This is a genomic window from Actinocorallia libanotica (assembly GCF_039525175.1).
Classification (GTDB): domain Bacteria; phylum Actinomycetota; class Actinomycetes; order Streptosporangiales; family Streptosporangiaceae; genus Actinocorallia; species Actinocorallia libanotica.
Genome location: NZ_BAAAHH010000013.1, coordinates 25,206 through 42,097 on the forward strand (window position 1 = coordinate 25,206; position 16,892 = coordinate 42,097).

Annotated in this window: 14 protein-coding genes; 4 read left to right on the forward strand and 10 right to left on the reverse strand. The window is 69.0% G+C overall.

Going from position 1 to position 16,892, the window contains the following annotated elements:
- Nucleotides 1-107 precede the first annotated feature (107 nt).
- Together ABD140_RS17295 and ABD140_RS17300 are read right to left on the reverse strand one after the other, a co-directional pair.
- Complete coding sequence (locus tag ABD140_RS17295) at nucleotides 108-1,961, reverse strand: N-6 DNA methylase (protein ID WP_344241873.1); 1,854 nt, start codon at nucleotides 1,959-1,961, stop codon at nucleotides 108-110.
- Nucleotides 1,962-2,426: 465 nt separating this feature from the next.
- On the reverse strand, nucleotides 2,427-3,290 hold the full coding sequence (locus tag ABD140_RS17300; RefSeq protein WP_344241874.1) for an alpha/beta fold hydrolase: 864 nt from the start codon (nucleotides 3,288-3,290) through the stop codon (nucleotides 2,427-2,429).
- 85 nt (nucleotides 3,291-3,375) lie between these two features.
- Here ABD140_RS17300 and ABD140_RS17305 point away from each other — a divergent pair, with 85 nt between their 5' ends.
- Together ABD140_RS17305 and ABD140_RS17310 are read left to right on the forward strand one after the other, a co-directional pair.
- Nucleotides 3,376-3,951 (forward strand): CGNR zinc finger domain-containing protein, encoded by a 576-nt coding sequence (locus tag ABD140_RS17305; RefSeq protein ID WP_344241875.1) that lies wholly within the window; start codon nucleotides 3,376-3,378, stop codon nucleotides 3,949-3,951.
- Nucleotides 3,952-3,995: 44 nt separating this feature from the next.
- A complete protein-coding gene (locus ABD140_RS17310; protein WP_344241876.1) occupies nucleotides 3,996-4,793 on the forward strand; it encodes an inositol monophosphatase family protein in 798 nt (265 codons plus the stop codon).
- Nucleotides 4,794-5,020: 227 nt separating this feature from the next.
- Here the strand turns inward: ABD140_RS17310 and ABD140_RS17315 are convergent, their stop codons facing one another.
- From ABD140_RS17315 to dnaE, 6 genes are all read right to left on the reverse strand, one after another.
- Nucleotides 5,021-5,563, reverse strand: coding sequence for a DUF3558 domain-containing protein (locus ABD140_RS17315; RefSeq protein ID WP_344241877.1), 543 nt, complete (start codon nucleotides 5,561-5,563; stop codon nucleotides 5,021-5,023).
- A 10-nt stretch (nucleotides 5,564-5,573) separates the two neighbouring features.
- Complete coding sequence (locus ABD140_RS17320) at nucleotides 5,574-6,281, reverse strand: hypothetical protein (protein ID WP_344241878.1); 708 nt, start codon at nucleotides 6,279-6,281, stop codon at nucleotides 5,574-5,576.
- Between the two features lie 49 nt (nucleotides 6,282-6,330).
- Entirely contained in the window at nucleotides 6,331-6,624 is a 294-nt protein-coding gene (locus tag ABD140_RS17325; protein WP_344241879.1) for a type VII secretion target, read from the reverse strand.
- Between the two features lie 18 nt (nucleotides 6,625-6,642).
- Entirely contained in the window at nucleotides 6,643-6,945 is a 303-nt protein-coding gene (locus ABD140_RS17330) for a hypothetical protein (protein WP_344241880.1), read from the reverse strand.
- The gene (locus ABD140_RS17335) at nucleotides 6,942-7,472 is read right to left on the reverse strand and encodes a YbaB/EbfC family nucleoid-associated protein (protein WP_344241881.1); all 531 of its coding nucleotides are present in this window, start codon (nucleotides 7,470-7,472) and stop codon (nucleotides 6,942-6,944) included. Before ABD140_RS17335 ends, ABD140_RS17330 begins: the two co-directional genes overlap by 4 nt.
- 619 nt (nucleotides 7,473-8,091) lie before the next feature.
- Entirely contained in the window at nucleotides 8,092-11,682 is a 3,591-nt protein-coding gene (gene dnaE / locus ABD140_RS17340; protein ID WP_344241882.1) for a DNA polymerase III subunit alpha, read from the reverse strand.
- 884 nt (nucleotides 11,683-12,566) lie between these two features.
- On the opposite strand from dnaE, the gene ABD140_RS17345 reads away from it, so the two are divergent.
- Nucleotides 12,567-14,666, forward strand: coding sequence for an NACHT domain-containing protein (locus tag ABD140_RS17345; RefSeq protein ID WP_344241883.1), 2,100 nt, complete (start codon nucleotides 12,567-12,569; stop codon nucleotides 14,664-14,666).
- 181 nt (nucleotides 14,667-14,847) lie between these two features.
- Here ABD140_RS17345 and ABD140_RS17350 read toward each other — a convergent pair whose 3' ends face one another.
- Together ABD140_RS17350 and ABD140_RS17355 are read right to left on the reverse strand one after the other, a co-directional pair.
- On the reverse strand, nucleotides 14,848-15,183 hold the full coding sequence (locus ABD140_RS17350) for a hypothetical protein (RefSeq protein ID WP_344241884.1): 336 nt from the start codon (nucleotides 15,181-15,183) through the stop codon (nucleotides 14,848-14,850).
- A 103-nt stretch (nucleotides 15,184-15,286) separates the two neighbouring features.
- Nucleotides 15,287-16,126: a hypothetical protein gene (locus ABD140_RS17355; RefSeq protein WP_344241885.1), complete on the reverse strand. Its 840-nt coding sequence runs from the start codon at nucleotides 16,124-16,126 to the stop codon at nucleotides 15,287-15,289.
- Between the two features lie 101 nt (nucleotides 16,127-16,227).
- Here ABD140_RS17355 and ABD140_RS17360 point away from each other — a divergent pair, with 101 nt between their 5' ends.
- Nucleotides 16,228-16,602: a PH domain-containing protein gene (locus ABD140_RS17360; protein WP_344241886.1), complete on the forward strand. Its 375-nt coding sequence runs from the start codon at nucleotides 16,228-16,230 to the stop codon at nucleotides 16,600-16,602.
- Nucleotides 16,603-16,892 lie beyond the last annotated feature (290 nt).

Consider the following 16,892-nt stretch of genomic DNA (forward strand, 5'->3'; position numbering starts at 1 on the left):
GGCCGGGGCGTTCGCCGGGCGCCTCCTGCGGAAATCGCATCGTGCGCTTTCGGGCGAATGCAGATTCCGCGGTAAGGCGCTCTTCTCTCCCGCGAACACATGCGGGGTCAGGGTGTCAGGTCGCCTCCGGCCAGGCCTTGGTAACCCAGGTTGATGAGGGTCTCACCCGCCTCGTGCAGGGTATTGAGCGCCTTCTCCAGTTCGCGGAGCCGCAGGAAGGCGTCGCCGTAGGGGCGCTGCGCGTCCAGGGGCAGCCGCGGCACGGCGGCGCGCCGCACGTCCGAGCGTGAGGTCGTGGTGGTGGAGGAGCGGGTGAGGGCGGCGGCGCGCAGGAAGCAGGCCAGGAAGTACGGGTCGCAGCGGTCCGGTTCGGGGCGGAGCACCTGGGTGTGCGGGCCGGCGGCCGTTCCGCCTTCGGTGGCGACGTGGACTTCCAGCCTGCGCGGGCTCAGTGCCACGACGACGTCTCCCGGCTCCAGGAGGATGATTCCCGGGCCGTCCTTGGTGCGGCCGGACGGCTCCCTGCCCAGCATCACGTCCTTGGCCATCAGCACCGGGATCTTGCCTGAGGCGGTCTCCATCCGCATAGGCGGCTGCCTGAGAGAGACCGCGCCGCTCTGCACGAGTTCCGTCACCGTCGTCATCGGCAGTTCGCGTGACTCGTCGGTGAGCGTCTGAAGCCGGTCCACCGCCTCGCGTACCGCGTCGACCATGCCGATGAGGCCGTCGCGAGCCGACACGAAGTCCAGTCCCCGCGCCACCGGCCGAACGAGGTGCCTCGAAGGCGTCAGGTCGACGGTGTCGTCGAGCAGTTCGATGATCGGGACACCCCGCGCGAACTCCACGCCCGGCTGGACGTCGCGCGCCACCGCCTTCCACGCCTTCAGCGCGGGCTTCTGGAAGTCCTCCAGCTCCGTCAGGTCCGCCAGCAGCACCATCGTGGGCAGCGGATCGCCCTCCGCGGGACGGCGCAGCAACCACAGGTGCGGTGCCGCGGGCGAACCCGCCGCCATGCCCATGGGCAGTTCGAACACCGCCCGCAACGCGCCCGAACGCAGCAGCTGCGAGCGGACGCGGCGTCCTGATCGCCGGTCGGCCGCGGCAGCCGGCATGAGGCATGCGACGTGCCCGCCCGGTCTGGTATGCCAGAGCGCGTGCTGCACCCAGGCGAGTTCTGACTCCCCGCGCGGCGGCAGTCCGTAGGCCCACCGGACGTCCCCCGTCAGCTCCTCGTATCCCCAGGAGCGCTCTCCGAAAGGCGGATCGCACAGGACGACGTCCGCCTTCAGGTCGGGGAAGGCGTCCGCACGCAGGGAGTCACCGGCTTCGATCTCGGTCTCCACCCCGTGCAGGGCCAGCCGCGTCTCGGATATGCGTGCCGCGACGGGGTCGACCTCCTGCCCGTAGAGCTGTTCCGCTCCCGCCTCCTGCGCGGCGAACAGCAGTGATCCCGTCCCGCAGGCCGGGTCGAACACCGTCGCCCCCCGCACGCCGGTGAGCGCGACCATCAGTTTCGCGCTCTCCTGGCGCGTGGTGGCGACCCGCCGGGAATGCGCCTCCAGGTACCGGTCGACGACGAATTCGTAGAACTCCGGCGCCCGCCCGTCCTTCACCATCCCGGCCAGGTCCGCCGAGACCCCGTCGAGCCGGATGTTCCGTTTCCTCTCGGCGAGGAAATCCCCGACGTCGGCGACGGCCTCGGCCAGCGACAGGTCGTCGGCCACCGACCGGAGCCGCTGCCAGATCCGCTCCTCGGGCGGCACCTGCACGCCCTTGCCCCGCCGGTCCAGCCAGTCCTCGACCTCCGAGAGCGCGAACTGCGGGCTGCTCGCCGTCCCGCCCACGGGCTGGGGGAAGTCGTCATACCGCCGCCGCCAGTTGCTGACCGCGGCCCGTCCGTACCCCGTGAGCCGCGCGATGTCGGCGGCGGTCACCGTGGCGGCTTCGCTCTCGTTCTTCACATTCTCTCCAGCGTCTCAGCGGCCCCCGACGTGACAGGCCGCTCAACCGGCCCCTCCCGCCGTCCGCCCAGCGCCCTGCAACTCCCAGATAATTGAAAGTTCACAAAGACTGGTTGTGTATTTAGGTCACAATATCTCGGGGTCCCCGAGCGGGAGCAGGAGACCAAAGATCACAAGAGAATTATGACCGCTTTTTGGTAAGTAAAAGCCACCTTCCACGCACGGGTGACGTGAGAGCCTCCATGGAAACACAGCGCAACGCCATGATCGCGCAGCAGAGGCGTCCGCCCGCGAACGGCGCCATGACCTCGGTCCTTCCCTCGCATCGGGACGCCCTTCTTCCCCTCGCGCGGCCCGGATTCCGCGGAGGGGAGGACGATCCCGGCCGAAGGAGGCCGCCGCCCGCCGATCCGGCGCGCTCCTCGACGACCGGACCGACGGCTTCGGCCACCCTCCACGAGGGCGTCAGGGCCCGATGCGGTCGAGGAAGCCCGCGATGAGGGGGGCGATCTCGGAGAGGTGGGTCTCGAGGGCGAAGTGCCCGGTGGGGAAGAGGTGGAGTTCGGCGTCCGGGAGGTCGTGGAGGTAGGCGCGGGCGCCGGGCGCGGGGAAGAACGGGTCGTCGGCGCCCCAGGTGATGAGGGCGGGCGGGGTGCGGTCGCGGAGGTAGGACTGCCAGCGGGGGTAGCGGTCGAGGTTGGAGCGGTAGTCGAAGGCGAGGGCCACCTGGGCCTCCTTGCGGCCGGGGAGGTCGAGGAAGTGCTGGTCGAGCGTCCAGCCGGCCGGGTCGATCACGGCGGGATCGGGGACGCCGGTCTCGTACTGGCCGCGGGTGCCCTCCAGGGTGAGCAGGTCGCGGATCGTCCTCTCGGCGCCGGGCGTGTCGGGACGCAGCGCGATGAAGTCGCGGGCGCCGTCCGAGAGCCCCTCCCGGTAGGCGTTGGCGTTCTGGATGACGAGGCCCGTGATCCACTCCGGGTGGCGTTCGGCGAGGCGGAAGCCGACGGGACCGCCGAAGTCGAACATGTAGAGGGCGAAGCGGGTCAGGCCGAGCCGCCGGACGAAGCCTTCGGTGATGTCGGCGAGGCGGTCGAAGGAGTGGACGAAGCCGGCCGGAGCCTCGGTGCGGCCGAAGCCGGGGTAGTCCGGCGCGATCAGGCGGTACCGCGAGCCGAGCGCGTCGATGAGGCGGCGGAACTGGTGCGACGCCGAGGGGAAGCCGTGCAGCAGGAGCAGGACCGGGGCGTCGGCGCGCTCCGGCAGGGACTCGCGGTAGAAGACGCGGACGCCTTCGACGTCGAGGTGGCGGTGGAGGGTGCGCGACAACATGGCTAATGCCTTTCTCGGGGGAAGATGCATTAGTTCTAGCGGTGCGTGGACTAATGCGTCAACAGGGCTATGTACCATTAGCAAGGTGAGTGACCTCGGACCGCTGACCGGAGAGCCCCTGGCTCTGGACCTCGTCAACACCCGCCCCGCCACCGGCGACCTGCTGGCCGCCCCGCGGGACCTGCTCTCCTGGCTGGAGCTCCAGGCCGACCGCTTCCCCGAGGCCCGGGAGTTCCTCGCCGCCCCCGGACCGGACGCCGCCGGCCTGGCCGCCGTCCGCGCCGTCCGCGAGCACACCGCCCGCGCCCTCGACCGCGTCCGCCGCGGCGAGCAGCCACCGGCGGCCGACCTGGCCGCCCTCAACGAAGCGCAGCGCGCCGCCCCCGCCATCACCGAACTCTCCTGGGACGGCGCGACGGTGGTCGTCACCCGCCGCCGCACGGGCCCGCCCGGAGCACGGCCGGCCGCCTGGCTCGCCGAGACCGCCGCCGAACTCCTGGCCGACCCGGCCGTCCGCAAAGTCCGCCGATGCGAGGCCGACGACTGCGTAATGCTCTTCCTGCCCGCCCACCCGCGCCGCCGCTGGTGCTCGGCCTACCGCTGCGGCAACCGCATCCGCGTCGCCCGCCACTACCAGCGCCGCAGACCGGCGAACGAGTGATCAGAAAGGGGTATGCCCTCCCCGACGAACGGAGCAGCACCGACATGACCGCATCGATGACGTCCCTCCTGCCGGTCGCGCTGGAAGCGGCGGCACTCGCCCACGACCTCATCCTCACGCGCGCGCCCGGCGCCGTCACCGCCAAGGGCGACCGCGACATGGCGTCCGAGGTCGACTACGCCGTCGAACGCGCCGTCCGCGACCACCTGCGGGAACGCACCCCGGCCATCGGCTTCCTGGGCGAGGAGGAAGGACGGACCGGCCCCACCGGGTCCGGCCTCACCTGGATCGCCGACCCCGTGGACGGCACCGCGAACTTCGTCCACGGCATCCCGCTGTGCGGCTTCTCCCTCGGCCTGGCCCACCACGACGACCCGGTGCTCGGCGTCATCGACCTCCCGTTCCTGGGCGCCCGCTACTCCGCCGCGCGAGGCGCGGGCGCCTACCTCGGCGACCGCCGCATCCGCGCCTCCACCGCGGCCTCCCCGGCCGACGCCATCGTCGCGATCGGCGACTACGCGGTGGGCCCCGACGCCGACAACGGCCGCCGCCTCGCCCTCACCGGCCTCCTGTCGGCCCGCGTCCAGCGCGTCCGCATGCTCGGCTCAGCCGCCCTGGACCTGGCCTGGACCGCCGAAGGAAGACTCGACGCCTCCCTCACCCTGACCAACAACCCCTGGGACATGGCCGCGGGCGCCGCCATCGCCCGCGAAGCCGGAGCCGACCTCCACGACGCCAACGGCGCTCCCTACAGCCTCGCCTCCGACTCCATCATCGTCACCGCCCCCAGCCTCACCACCACGTTCCAGAACCTCCTCGCCGAGCTCCCGCCCTCCTCATGACACCCGCTCCCCCTCCGGAACGGATGCCGCACCCGACGGAGGCCCGCGAACGAGCCGCCGCAGGCGGCGGGCGGAGCATCCCCCAGGAGTGCGTCAACTTCATCTTCGGCTGCGCGCAGGCGGTGACCGCCTTCTTCAAGTCCGGCGCAGGACGCGATCGCGGCCGCCGGAGAAGAACCGGCGAACCGCCCGTTCTCAGCCGCGGCCGCCGAAAGCGGTAGGCGGCTCTAGCCGAGCTTTCCGGCGACCTGTGCCGCGGTCCGCTCCGCGAATCTCCGGCTCTCCTTTTCTCCCGCTCCGACGAAGTGGAAGATGATGTCGGCCTGATACGCGCCACGGCCCACACGCAGCAGATTGCTGAACTTGCCGGCCTTCAGGCACGCGATCTCCTGAATGTCGGGAATGCGGTCGCATTCCCCGCTCTCCACCTGTGCCAGCAGGTCGGTGTGGACCGTCTCCCCGGTTCCCATCGAGGGAAGCGCGCTCACCCGGACGGTGAGGGAGGAGATTCCGGACCCACCGGACTTCGTCTGCTTTTCACACGAGACGCTGCCCTCTGTCGCCGTCTGGTCAGCCACCACGAGGGTTCCGCCCCCCAGCAGCTCGGACGACGGGTCCTCCACCAGCCCGCAGGCATCGGGCAGCACGAGCGGCGTGCTCGTCCCGGTCGGGGACTCCGCGGCAGCGTCGGATCCACTCGGGTCCGGCGGACCCGAGGCCTCCGGCGAGCATCCCGCCACCAGTGAAACGGCCAGCAGAACGCCTGCCATCCCTCTCATGTCACATGCCCCACACGTTCTCGGCGACCGAGGGAGGTGATGCCAGTCCCGCCGACTCGCTCGACAGGTTCAGCAGGGTGGTGTTGAACTTGCCGCTGATCTGGATGAACCCGTCCACCCGCTGCTGGATGTTCTCCGTCATCTCGTCGAGGGCGTCCAGCATCGGCTTTAGGAGCAGGAGGAGCGAGGCCCCGAAGGTGGCTCCGGCCGCCACGACCGCCACGACCTCCTCCCAGTCCAAGCTCTTGAAGAAGGCCGTCACCGCCTGCGCGCAGTCGAAGATGAAGTTGACGCACTCCCGGTAGGTGTCCAGCACCGTGTTGTAGAAGGTCGCGGTCTCCTTCCCCAAGTTGATGAGCACCTGCTGGTTGCCCGCCGTCGTGGTCTTGAGGTCGGTGAAGTAGGTGTTGAAGGCCGTGTACGCCGGCCCTTCCCAGCCCTTCTCCCCAGCGCTGATCCCCGCGATGGCCTGGTGTGCGAGGCCTTCCTCCGACCAGGCGTTGTTCATCCCCGTGGCAGCGCCCCGCCAGGCGCCCACCGCCCTTTTCACGTCCTCGGGGTTCCCGACCATGTCGCGCACCAGCTGCAGGGCTGCCCGTGCGGCGTCATGGTGGAGCCTGACCGCCCACTTGGCCACGGTGGCCGCGGCCTCCACCGGGTAGGCCACTGGCTGGCCGATTCCGATGTCCGGAACCACAGGCGGGGTCACTTGGCCTCCATAAATGTCGTGGAAAGTGTTCCTGTCGGCGGGAAGGGGATCAGATGGGGCCGAGTCTGTCAGTGTCCTTGTACCTGGCGGAGGACTCCTTGATTTTCTGCGAGACGCCCTTCACCGAGGTCGCACCGTCTTTCAGCGTCTTCTGAGAACCCGTGACGACGCTGTTGTAACCGGAGATGACACCCTTGCCCAGGATTCCCAGGGAAAGAGGGGCGAGCTGGCCGCTGTTGAGGGCGGTCACCGACGCGGTCCACTGCTCCGCGGCGTTGCCCACGTGCTCGGACGCGGTCTGCATCGCCTCGTAACGTACGCCGAATCCATTCTGCGGTGTCACATTCAGCCTTTCAGCAGGTCAGCCGCCGGAGTTCCCGGCGGTCTCCGAGAAACCGCTGATCGCGAAGACCAGTCGTTCCGCCAGCCGTCGCCGTCCGACGAGCCGGGCCGCCGCGGTGTCGAGTTCGACCTTCAGGAGCCTGCCCCTGCCGTCGAGAACCACTTTCCCCAGGCCGCCGCCGATCTCCCGTTCGACCGGCGTGTCGGCCTTCGCGGCCTGCTCCGCCGCGGCGAACTCGGCCTCGCGGTCAGTGACGAGGGAATTGACGGACCTGACCTTCTCGTCGATCATCTCGGCCCAGTCGATCTCGTGCTCTCTCATGTCGTCCGCCCCATGGCCGCCTCCAAGACCTTCGTCCTGGCCCGCTCCACGGCCTCAACGACCCTCTCGCCGACGACACGCAGGTGGGGGCCTTTGTAGAGGCTCTCGGCGATGTCCATGGAGATCAGCCGCCCCGTCCCGTCCATCGTCACCGCGACCCCTCCCGCTTCGGCGGTCACCCGCTCCCGGGCCAGGACGGCGCGCCTCTCCTCAAGCTCCCGGAGGAATCGCGCACTGGCCTCGCGCGGAGCGGCCATCCTTCGGAGGAGTTCCGCCAGCTCGTCATTCGGCTCCGGTTCCCCGGACCACCTCGGAAGAGATTCCTTCGCCCCTTCCTCTTCCCCTCCGATAAGCGCGACGCCCGCTTTCTCCGGCGTCTCGTCATCGGCGGGCAGAATGGAAGAGGAGGGCTCCGCTGTTTCGCTGACGGCCGCCAGGCGCTCCAACGCCTCGTCACGCGATCGGGGAGCCAACGGAGTACTCGTGTTCAGCAACGCGTCGAACTTCGAGGTTTCTTCGTCGGACACGCCGGTAAAATAACCGCCGCCCCATGGCAAGTCAAACTTGTCCGATAAACCACGCACGGTCTGCGGCTTCCCGACTCCCGAAAGAAAATTCGCGAAGTCCGGAAGCGGACACCGGCCCCAACACGAAAAGCGCGCTTTCCCTTTTCTTTCATGGTAGGGATCGGCAGTGGCCTCGCGGAGGGCCGGGTCCGGCCGGCTGGACGCGGTCGGAAGACCACGCACGGTCGGCCCTGCTCCAGAGCGGGCCCCCGCCGGTCGGAGCGGACCCTCACCGGCTGGAGCGGGCCCTGCCCGGCTGAAGGAGGGCCCCACCTCGGCTGGAGAAGGGCTCTGCCTGACGGGAGGAGGGCCCCACCTCGGCTGGAGAAGGGCCCTGCCTGGCGGGAGGAGGGCCCTGCCCAGCCGGAGAAGGCCCTGCCCGCGGTCAGGGAGTCCCCCTACCAGTCAGAGCGGGCACTCACCTGTCAGAGAATGCCCCGCCGGTCGGAGAAGACCCTTACCTGCCAGGGCATCCCCGCCGGTCGGATAAAACCCTTTCCTGCCAGGGTGTCCCCGCCGACCGGAGAGCGCCCTTACCTGCCGGAGAAGGCCCCCGCCGGTCGGAGAGGGCCTTCGTCGGTCAGTGGTCGACCAGGGCCGTGGGGCCGAGGAGGACCTTGAGGTCGCCGGCGAAGGCGCCGTTGCGCAGGTCGACCTGGTAGTCGGGGAGGTCGAGGAGGACCTTTCGGCGGTTGAGTTTCTCCAGCAGGATGTGGACGGGCGTGTCGCCGCGGTGGGTGCGGAACATCTGCTTGAGCTCGGCGAGGAGCTCGCGGTTGATGCGGTCCTCGCGCAGCGCGAGGACGATGGGCTCGCGGCCTCCGGCCTGCGGGACGTTGGAGATGTCGAGGAACTCGATGGCGACGGCGTTGAAGCTGACGCTGGCGTCCTCGCCGCTGTCCCGGATGCGGATCTTGCCGGTGACGGAGACGACGAGGTCGGGCGCGAGGTTGTCGCCGTAGAGCTGGTAGGTGGCGGGGAAGCAGGGCACCTCGATCGAGCCGTCGTGGTCCTCGATCTTGAGGATCGCCCAGACGTTGCCCTGCTTGGTGACCTTCTTGTCGACGCCGGAGATGATGCCCGCGATCCTGATCTCGCCGCGCTCGCGGTCGGCGTCGCCGTTGAGGACCTGGGCGATGCTGTAGTCGCGGTTGCGTTCCAGGACGCGCTCGGCGCCGTTGAGCGGGTGGTCGGACACGTACAGGCCGAGCATCTCCCGCTCGAACGCGAGCTTGACCTTCTTGTCCCATTCGACGGGCGGCACGACGACGGTGAAGGCGTCGTCGCCCGCATCGTTGTCCTCGAAGGCGCCGAACAGGGAGTCCTGCCCCATCGCCTCCTTCTTCTTGACGTCGATGACGGAGTCGATGGCCTGCTCGTGGATCTGGTGCAGCCCGAAGCGGGGGTGCTCCAGGCCGTCGAACGCGCCGGCCTTGATCAGGGACTCGATGGTGCGCTTGTTGCAGACCACCGCCGGGACCTTGGTGAGGAAGTCGTTGAAGTCGTTGAACTTCCCGTGCTCCTCGCGGGTGGAGATGATCCCGTGGATGGGGCCCTCGCCGACGTTCTGGACCGCGCCGAGGCCGAAGCGCACGTCGTCCCCGACGGCGGCGAACCGCAGGTTCGACTCGTTGACGCACGGCGGCAGGACGCGGATCTTCATGCGGCGGCATTCGGCGAGGTAGACCGCCATGCGGTCCTTGTTGTTGCCGACCGAGGTGAGCAGCGCCGCCATGTACTCGGCGGGGTAGTTGGCCTTGAGGTAGGCCGTCCAGTACGACACCAGCCCGTATCCGGCGGTGTGCGACTTGTTGAAGCCGTAGGAGCTGAACGGTTCCAGCACGTCCCAGACGGCCTTGGCCATCTCTTCGGTGTAACCGTTGGCGACCATGCCGGAGGAGAAGGTGGCCCACTGCTTGTCCATCTCCTCCTTCTTCTTCTTGCCCATCGCGCGGCGGAGGATGTCGGCGCCGCCCAGGGTGTAGCCGGCGAGCTGCTGCGCGATGGCCATGACCTGCTCCTGGTAGACCACCAGGTGGAAGGTGGTGCCGAGGATCGGCTCCAGCGCGTCCTTCAGGTCGGGGTGGATCGGCGTGATCGGCTGCTTGCCCTCCTTGCGCAGGGCGTAGTTGATGTGCGCGTTGGCGCCCATCGGGCCGGGCCGGCCCAGCGCCAGGATCGACGAGACGTCTTCGAACCGGGTCGGGGCGATGAGCTTCGTCAGGTCGCGCATCATCGTCGAGTCGAGCTGGAAGACGCCCAGCGTCTCGCCGCGGGCCAGCAGCTCGTAGGTCTTCTTGTCGTCCAGGGGCAGGGTGAGCATGTCGAGCTCGAGCCCCCGGTTGAGCTTGACGTTCTCCACCGCGTCGCCCAGGACCGTGAGGTTGCGCAGGCCCAGGAAGTCCATCTTGAGCGCGCCCATGTTCTCCGAGCTGGGCCCGTCGAAACCGGTGATGCGCGCGCCGTCGTCGGGCCGCTGGAAGATCGGCATGACGTCGACCAGCGGCTGGGAGGACAGGATGACGCCGGCGGCGTGCACGCCGGTGCCGCGGGTCAGCCCCTCCAGGCCGAGGGCCGTGTCGATGATCTTCTTGACGTCGGGGTCGTTCTCGTACAGGGCGCGCAGCTCGGTCGCCTCGGCGTAGCGCTCGTGCTTGGGGTCGAAGATGCCCGTCAGCGGGATCTCCTTGCCCATGACGGCGGGCGGGAACGCCTTGGTGATCTTCTCCCCGACGGCGAAGGGGTAGCCCAGGACGCGTCCGGCGTCCTTCACCGCCGCCTTCGACTTGATCGTCATGTAGGTGATGATCAGGCTGACGTTGTCCTCGCCGTACTTCTCGGTGACATAGCGGATCATGTCACCGCGCCGGCGCTCGTCGAAGTCCAGGTCGACGTCGGGCATCGAGACGCGCTCGGGGTTGAGGAACCGCTCGAACAGCAGGCTGTGCTCGATCGGGTCGAGCTCGGTGATCCCCGTGACGTAGGCGACCATCGAGCCGGTGGCCGACCCTCGGCCCGGACCCACCCAGATCCCGCTGTCCCGGGCGTACTGGCAGATGTCGGCGACGACGAGGAAGTAGCCGGGGAAGCCCATCTCCTCGATGACCGACAGCTCGTACTCGATGCGCTCCTGCACGTCGGCCGGCACCGGGTCGCCGTACCGCCGCACCGCGCCCCGCTGGCACTCCTTGCGCAGCCAGCTCATCTCGGTCTCCCCCTCGGGGACCGGGAACTTGGCGGCGAGGTCGCGGTGGGCGAAGACCTCGTCGTAGGACTCGACGCGCTCGGCGATCAGAAGGGTGTTGTCGCACCCCTCCTTCCACAGCTCGTCGTGGTTGAGCTCGCGCATCTCCTCGGCGGAGCGGATGTAGTAGCCCTGGCCGCTGAACCGGAACCGGTCGGGGTTGGCGATCTGGGAGTTGGTGCCCACGCACAGGAGCGCGTCGTGGGCGCTCGACTGGTCCTCGGTGACGTAGTGGGAGTCGTTGGTGACCAGCGGCGGGATGCCGAGCCTCTTGCCGATCTCCAGCAGCTGGGAGCGCACGGCCGTCTCGATCAGGATGTTCCCGTGGTCCATCAGCTCCAGGAAGTAGTTCTCCTTGCCGAAGATCTCCTGGTACTTCGCCGCGTGCTCCAGCGCCTTGTCGAACTGCCCGAGCCGCAGCCGCGTCTGGACCGCCCCCGACGGGCAGCCGGTGGTGGCGATGATCCCGTCGTGGTACTGCTCGAACAGCTCGTCGTCCATGCGGGCGTACTTCTTCATGTGGCCCTCGAGGGACGCCAGCGAGCTGATCTTGAAGAGGTTGCGCAGCCCCTGGGCGTTGTAGGCCCACATGGTCTTGTGCAGGTAGGTGCCGCTGGCCGACACGTCGCCGCCGACCCCGGTCTGCTCGTTGAACTTGCGCTGGTGCGGCTCCCCCCAGAAGACGGCCTTCTTGTGGAACCGGGACTCGGGGCTGACGTACCCCTCGATGCCGATGATCGGCTTGATCCCCGCGCCCTTGATCTTCTTGTGGAACTCGTACGAGCCGAACAGGTTCCCGTGGTCGCTCATCGCGATCGCCGGCATCTTCAGCTCCGACACCCGATCGGCCATCTTGCCGATCTTCGCAGCGCCGTCCAGCATCGAGTACTCGGTGTGAACATGCAGGTGAACGAACGAATCAGCCACAGGAGATCTCGGCCTTCCAGAGTCAAGCGAGCGGTGCCCCAACTCTATCGAGGCACCACACCGGCCACCCCGGTTCTCCACAGGCCGACTTTCCGATCACCGTTGCCCGCCCGGCCGAGTGCCTGCTCAGCCGCCGGTTCCCAGGCGGAATCCGAGGGCGGCGCGCGGTTCCGAGGATTCTTCGCGAACCGCGGGGAAGAGGACCGGCTCCCGGGGGCGGGGAAGCAGGGCCCGGTCGCCCCCAGGCCCTTCCCTCCCGGAGGGGGGCGGGGAAGCAGGGCCCGGTCATCCCCAGGCCCTTCCCTCCCGGAAGAGGCGAAGGGCAAGGCAACCGGAAGCGTTTTCGGCACGACCGCCCACCACCGCCCACCACCGCCCAACGCCAGCCAACGCCGCCCATTACAATCCCCCGTCTCCCATCGCCGGCCAACGCCACCTACCGCTGCACTCGGCAACACTCAGTCGCGCACGACCGCGCAAAGCCACGCACGGCCACTCACGGCCACCGCAGACCGCGCAGACCGCGCAGACCGCGCAGACCGCGCAGGGCCACGCAGGACCACGCGCGGCCACGCACGACCACGCAAGGGCCACACACGGCCACGCACGCCCGCGCAGACCGCGCAGACCGCGCAGGGCCATGCAGGGCCATGCACGACCGCGCACGCCGAGGCGGCGATGACCGACCGGGCGAACGTTCCGTACGGGTGGGACGGGAGCACCGTTCTGTGCGTCCGGGACCGACGGTCCTCCGTCCCCGGAGCGGTGCACCAGGAATGGAGATTCGCCGGACAGGCAAGGGTTTGTGACGGTTTGATCTTCGAGTCCGAGTGTGGGTCGGAGGGAAGGGCGGTTCTGCGGTGATCCGGCGGAGGATGCTCTGGATGGTCTCCGGGGTGGCGGGGACCGTCGCGGTCGGGATCGCGGTCAACCAGGTGCTCAACGACGACGAGTGGAACCTGTGGGCGCTGGGGATCGCCGTCCTCATCGCGGTGTCGGCTGAGGCGGTGAACCAGTGGCTGGGGCATCTGGACGGACGCGACGCGGCGGGCGCCGTGACGCCGGAGACGGTGGGGAACGCGGCGGAGGCACTCGCACGGCTGGTCAAGGCGCAGTGGACGACCGAGGCCGCGATCCGGGCGCTGGACGACCCCGACCCCATGCCGGTCCGCTGGCGGCTCGCCGAAGCCGCGGTGATGGACCACCCCGAACGCGTCTCCCGGTCGAGGGATCCGGACTGGAGCGGGAGGAGCGACCGGATCGACGAGATCGCCGCCTGGTTGCGCGAACTGGAGCGCTCGCGGCTCGTGGTGCTGGGCGAACCCGGTTCGGGCAAGACGACGCTGGCCGTCCAGCTCGTACGGGAGCTCCTGGCCACCCGTGAGACCGGGGAACCGGTCCCGGTGCTGGTGTCGGTCTCCGGCTGGGACACCGTCGCGCAGCCGGACGTGTGGGACTGGCTGGCCGAGCGGCTCCGTCTGGGTTACCCGGCCCTGTCGGCTCCCGACTTCGGCGGGCACGCCTACCGCGACCTGACCCGCGACCGGTTGGTGCTCCCCGTCCTGGACGGCCTGGACGAGATTCCCGCGCCCGCCCGCACCGCCGTCCTGAAGGCCCTGAACGCCTCGCTCGGCACCGGCGGCCTGATCCTCACCTGCCGCACCCGCGAATACACCCGGGCCGTCACCGACGCCGTCTCCGTCCTCACCGCCGCGGCCGTCATCCGACCCGAGCCCCTCTCCCCCAAAGCCGCCGCCGCCTACCTCACCTCCGTCCTGCCTCCCGTCCCCCCGCCCGCCTGGCAAACCGTCCTCGACACCCTGGCCTCCGGCGGGAGGTCACCGCTCGCCCGGGTCTGCGCCACCCCCCTCGGGCTGTGGCTGGTCCGCACCACCCAGGCCCGGCCCGGCGCCGACCCCGCGGCCCTCGCCGACACCGGCCGCCACCCCACCGCCGCGGCGCTCCGATCTCACCTGTTCGACCAGCTCATCCCCGTCCTCGTCGCCGCCCGGCCGCCCACCGGCGACCCCACCGACCTGTTCCGCCCCCGCAGACGCCATGATCCCGACGACGTCGCCCGGTGGCTCGGCCACCTCGCCCGTATCCTCGCCCGTCCGCTCACCGGCGACGGGAAACCCCGCACCCGCGACTTCGCCTGGTGGCGCCTCGCCCGGGACACCCTCACCCCCGCCCGTTTCAGGATCACGGCCGTGCTCGCGGCTTGCCTTCCCGTCGGGCTCGCGTTCGGGATCTCGGTCGGGCTCTACGGCACGTTCGCGATCGGTGCCCGGGCCGGCATCGTCGGCGGGCTCCTGGTCGCGCTGACGATGATGTTCATCGCCGGAGGAGCCGTCTGGCTCTCGGCCGCGGACCTGTTCCGCAGCGAGCCCAGCCACGCCGACCTGGACCTGCGCGGCCGAACACCCCTGCTGCTCACCGGGCTCGCCCGCAAGGTCGCGCTGGGACTTCCCGTCGGGCTCACCGTCAGTTTCCTGAGCGGGATCCCCGACAAGATCGTCGGCGGGCTCGTGCTGGGCCTCACGATCGGAGTCGTGATCGGATTCGTGGAGTGGGCGGAGGTTCCCGCGGGCACCGGAGGGTCCGGTTCCCCGCTCACCGTCTGGCGCGCCGACCGCACTCTCAACCTCCTGCGCTCCGCCTCGGTCGGCCTCGTCCTCGGCCTCCTGGTCGGCCTCATCACCGGCCTCTCCATAGGTGTCCCCCTCGGGCTCATGGGCGGTCTCCTCCTGGGCCTGACGGTCGGCTTCCTCACCGCCCTCACAGGCGAGAAGCGCGCCTGGCCGGGTTACCTGATCGCCACTTACCGACTGGCCCTGGACAAACGCCTCCCCCGCCGGCTGATGCCCTTCCTCGACGACGCCCACCGCCTCGGCCTCCTCCGCGCGGTAGGCCCCCTCTACCAGTTCCGCCACGCCGAGTTCCAAGACCACCTCGCCGCCCGTCACGACCCCCCTTCTCCCTGATCCCCGAACGACCCGTTCCAGTCTCGCGATCCCTCCAGAGGCCCCGGCAGGTCTCGCCTCCCACACGACAGGCCTGGAACGTCCCACCCGGAAGAGACATGGGCAAGCCGTCTGGAAAGGCTCCGGCGCCGTCAGCCGCGACCTCGTCCCGCACCGTCGTCGGGCACCCGCCCGCTCGCGGTCAGAGCTCGCCCTGGCATTCACTTCCGGTATCGAAGAAGGTGTCGAGGTAGGCCTCCGGTTCGAGGTCGCTCTCCCGGAACAGGGAGAAGACCTCGGCGCCGTGCCCCACGGGATCCGCGAGCTCATAGCTCTGCGCCAACCCCGCGTAGGAGAACTCGTCCAGCATCCCGGCGTATTCGACCGCCTCGGCTTCGGCCAGCCGGATCGCCTCCGCCGCGTCCTTCGCCCGCCAGAGCGTGATGCGCTCCTCATAAGCGCCGATCCCCTCGTCACGGAAGACGCAACGCACGGAGAACCAGGCGTCACCTCCCGAAGGAACCTCGTCCCCGTCCATTTCCGGCTCCTTCTCCGTTCGAACCGATCGCGCACCGAATTCTCTTCGCCCTTGATCCTCTGCCTGGCGCATCGCGAAAGAAAGACCTGCCTGGAGCATCGGCTCACGCCCCCTTCCCGCTGTCTGTCGGATCAGTTCCGGAGTCGAGGCCCAAAGGGAGGGAACGCCACGGGACCCGCCATGCCGCTTCGGGACGGACTCCCCGTTCGAGCAGGATGGAAGTGCCACTCTCCACGTCCGTAGTCAGCGCTTCCCGCATCTCGTCCGAGGAAAGGGGATGCATCATGTGATCCGCCAGGAACCATCCCCGGAGTTCCTTGACAGGAACGGGCGTGCCCTTGGGCGTGAAGTAAGCCGTCTCATCGGTGAAGGTCCGAAGCACCGCGCCTCCCTCCCTCTTCGAGCGCAGCAGGAGAACCGTCAGCGCAACGGCATGCACGTCTTCTATTTCGACACGGCCGTCCTCAGTGAGCCCGATACCCGTGCTCACTTCCACACCCACGCCTTCCACACCCGCCCCTGTGACGGTCAGCAGATGACGCCGCCCCCGCCCGGCAGGCGCGACCAGAGCCGATGCCAGAGCGTCCGTCTCCGCGCGAGGAATCCCCTGCGCGAGCGCGAAGAGCGCAAGACGCTCAGCACGAGCGAACGCGGCACGCTGAACCGCGTCCAACACGATGTCCCGCCAGCCATCGAACCCCCCGGCGGCCTGCCAGACGACCTCCCGCACCATGCCCGGCGGCGGTCTATCCCCAGGGCCGTGATCCCGCTTGCACATGTATCCATCGCACTTCGTCACCCGCGAACGACGCACCGTCTGGCTCTTGCCACACCCCGGATGCCCGCACACGACGACGACCCGCTCGTCCTTCTTCGTCCGCCCCATTGCCCACTCCCGAAGTAGCGCTCGACGTAACGCAAGCATCACCCAGAGCAGCGACATCCGTGAGAGCGCCTGTGGATAACTCCGAACGCCGACCGGCGCCCCCATCCAGGTCGCCGACCTTTCAGAGCAACAAGGCACCCGTGTACCTTATTCACATAATGATTGATTTCAAGAACGGTTCCGTCTTCAAGCTCTCCCCCTGCGACCCCGGCGAGATCGGTTCCACCGTCGCGCCACTGATGATCCAGAACGAGCGGATCATCTCGGCGTTCAAGACCGTCCGGGACTTCGTCGTCTTCACCGACAAGCGGATCATCGCCGTCAACATCCAGGGCATCACCGGCAGGAAGCGCGACTTCAGCTCCCTGCCCTACGGCAAGATCCAGGCCTGGTCCGTGGAGACCGCCGGCAGCTTCGACCGCGACGCCGAACTCGAACTGTGGTTCAGCGGCCTGGGCAGCGTCCGCCTGGAGTTCAAGGGCGACTCCGACATCATCCGCCTCAGCCAAACGATCGCCGTCTACGTCCTCTGACCGCTCCCCGACGTACCGAAGAAGCCCTCGACGCGGCCCCCAGGGAGACGAAGACCGCGACCGGGAAAGAAGTCGCCCTCCTCGTTCCGAGCCTTGTTCTTCTCCTCATCGCATACGGCCTGCTCTTGACGGTCGCGGTGCGCTGAACGCCATCGCCGCACTCCACGATGCCCCCGGAACCCCCGCGCGGCCTCAGAGGAGAGCAAGCCTCAGGAGAGGAGGCTTTCCCCTGCTCACTGGCCGGTTGCTCCTGGCGGCCCGAACGGACGAGAGGATAGTAGCTAGACTGA